Below are 2,498 nucleotides of genomic sequence, written 5' to 3' on the forward strand. Positions count from 1 at the left end.
ATAGATGGTGCCATGAGTGAAATATTAGGAGTTTACAATGATTATTTTATTGCAACATTGTCTCCTAGCATATTAAAGAAATACACAATACGACGTAATAATCTTCGCCTTATTGCAGAAAAAATATCAGAAGAGGATAATCCTATATTGTGTTTATTCAAATTCAAATAATCTGCAAAAAGGAAACTAACAATTACCTCTCCATAAAAAAAAGCATAATCAATTCAAGGTAATATTTTCAAAGCTTATAAAAAATGAATATCTTTACAACGAAAGGACATCACCTGCGGCTGCACAGCGGCCACCTATGACAAACAACCTGCAAAACCCGGAGAAACCCTTCGGGTAGGAATTAAGATGACACCGAAAGATACAGGATTCTTCGATGAAGTCGTTACGATCAAGTACAATAGTATTAACAACCAATCTGTCAAAGCAAAGATAAAGGGGAAAGTTCGGTGATCGAACAAATGGGAGTTTGCTGCATCCCGACAAGAATGTACAAGCAAACTCCCGGAGACCCCAAAAAGGAGGTGTATGATGGTAATATAACCGACAAAACAGAATGTGCTATTCTTAGCTATTCGACTATCGGAATCGAATAAGAGTAGGCAAAGATAATAAAACCTAGGAAATTAAAGTTACATATTAAAACAAATAAATACCATGAAAACTATATATTTATTATTCATATTGGCCTTTATTATTCAGTGTTCTGTGCCCAAAAAAGAAAAACCATACGAATTCACTCAAACAAGTACTATTACTTTTAATGATGCACATTACCCGGAAATGCTTGAAGTAACTATGCAATTAATAAAAAAAGATAGTACCATCCTTATAAATGATTTTTATGGAGACTCACTTGTAAAAGTCTTCAATTTAAATACAAAAATGATAGAAAAAAAATTAATATCAAAAGGAGAAGGTCCTAATGAACTTTTAAGTCCTCTTGATATACAAATTGCAGATAACAATCTTTATCTCTTAAGCCGACCATTATTTATGCTTAACCATATACCTCTTAAAGCTATTACATCCGATGACAATATAAAATTATATAAAGATTATCAAATGCCACCTAAAAGTGATTGCTTTATTCCATTAAATAAATCCCAATTTGTTTTTTCGGGTTTATGGGACAAAAGATATGCTCTTTTAAACCTGGAACAAGATAGTATTGAAATATTTGGAGAATATCCTAATTATTGGGAAGGTGAAAAAGATATACCAACCGAAGCAAAAGCGATGTTTCACCAATGTATGTTTACTAAAAATGAAACTAAAAATTTATTTGCCTCATGTTCTTGGTTTATACTTGAAATATACAAATATGAACCTAATAAATTAAAAATTCCAACTCTTATTTTTCAGAAACAATTAGGTAAATATAGTTATGACTATACAACAACTGATCATATTTCTACAAAAATGAGAAAAGGTTCTGATCCATGCGTAACTGAAATAACAAGCTCATCTAAATATATATATATGATTATTCAATCTAAAGAGAATAAAAAAAATAGAGATATTATGGTAATAGATTGGAATGGCAATCCCATAAAGTTATTAAAATCAGATAAACGAATAACATGTCTGACAGTTGATGAAAAATCAAAAAAGGCCTACTGTATTATTGAGGATCCCGAAGATAAACTTGTTTATTTTGATTTATAGCAGAAAGTATCTGTATAAGTATTTATCCATTAAAGAATAAAGATTCTTTGTGTGATTTACAATAAATTGAGTAATCATGAAAACATATATTCCTTTCTTTATTTTGGGTAATCCTTATCTCCTGCTCTACACCTCATTTGAAAAGAATCAGGTTTAGTGGTAAAAATAAGTCATAATTATTCAAACGAATATTTTCAAAGCTTACAAATAATGAATACTTTTATAAAATAATTGAAAAACAAACACGATCGTTGCCACCGAGGCGAAAAGCGATGATCCGATTATAGAATTTAGAATATAGAGTATCAAATGGAAACTTTGAATCTAACCATATTAACACTAGTATTACTACTCTTCTCCTGTCAGAACAAACAGAAAGAGGAGAAAAAACAGATTGCGCAATTGGTGAACGAATGGCAGGGAAAACAAATTGTATTCCCTGAAAACCTGATCTTCACCCGTTATCTGACAGATACTACGGATTTCCAAATTCCGCAATCCGATTATAAGGTATTAATATATGTAGATTCCATGGGATGTACCAGTTGTAAATTACAACTGCATAAATGGAAGGAACTGGTCGAGTATACCGATTCGGCCACACAGGGAAAAATACCTTTCCTTTTCTTCTTCCATCCCAAAGATGCGAAAGAAATACGCTATCTGTTGAAACGGGATGCTTTCGATCGTCCGGTCTGTATTGACATAGAGGATCAACTGAACAAATTGAACAAGTTCCCGTCAAATATAACTTTCCAGACATTCCTGCTGGACAAGAACAATAAAGTGGTTGTATTAGGAAATCCGGTACACAACACGGC

2 protein-coding genes and 2 pseudogenes are annotated in these 2,498 nt (G+C 32.0%); all 4 read left to right on the forward strand.

Features of this window, described 5'->3' with window-relative positions; translation table 11 throughout:
- Positions 1–282: 282 nt before the first annotated feature.
- Positions 283–462 (forward strand): annotated as a pseudogene (locus DWW23_RS26140) (DUF1573 domain-containing protein); the annotation flags it as partial.
- Positions 459–605: a hypothetical protein gene (locus tag DWW23_RS26495; RefSeq protein ID WP_158583245.1), complete on the forward strand. Its 147-nt coding sequence runs from the start codon at positions 459–461 to the stop codon at positions 603–605. The pseudogene DWW23_RS26140 and the gene DWW23_RS26495, both read left to right, overlap by 4 nt.
- A 61-nt stretch (positions 606–666) precedes the next feature.
- The gene (locus DWW23_RS26145) at positions 667–1,677 is read left to right on the forward strand and encodes a BF3164 family lipoprotein (RefSeq protein ID WP_122357382.1); all 1,011 of its coding nucleotides are present in this window, start codon (positions 667–669) and stop codon (positions 1,675–1,677) included.
- Between the two features lie 309 nt (positions 1,678–1,986).
- A pseudogene (locus DWW23_RS26875) lies at positions 1,987–2,498 on the forward strand (hypothetical protein); the annotation flags it as partial.

Origin of the sequence: Parabacteroides sp. AF14-59 (assembly GCF_003479515.1) — a bacterium.
GTDB lineage: Bacteria > Bacteroidota > Bacteroidia > Bacteroidales > Tannerellaceae > Parabacteroides > Parabacteroides faecis.

Coding starts and splice junctions, on each gene's coding strand:
- DWW23_RS26145 (WP_122357382.1), top strand. CDS start 667: ATGAAAACTATATATTTATTATTCATATTGGCCTTTATTATTCAGTGT.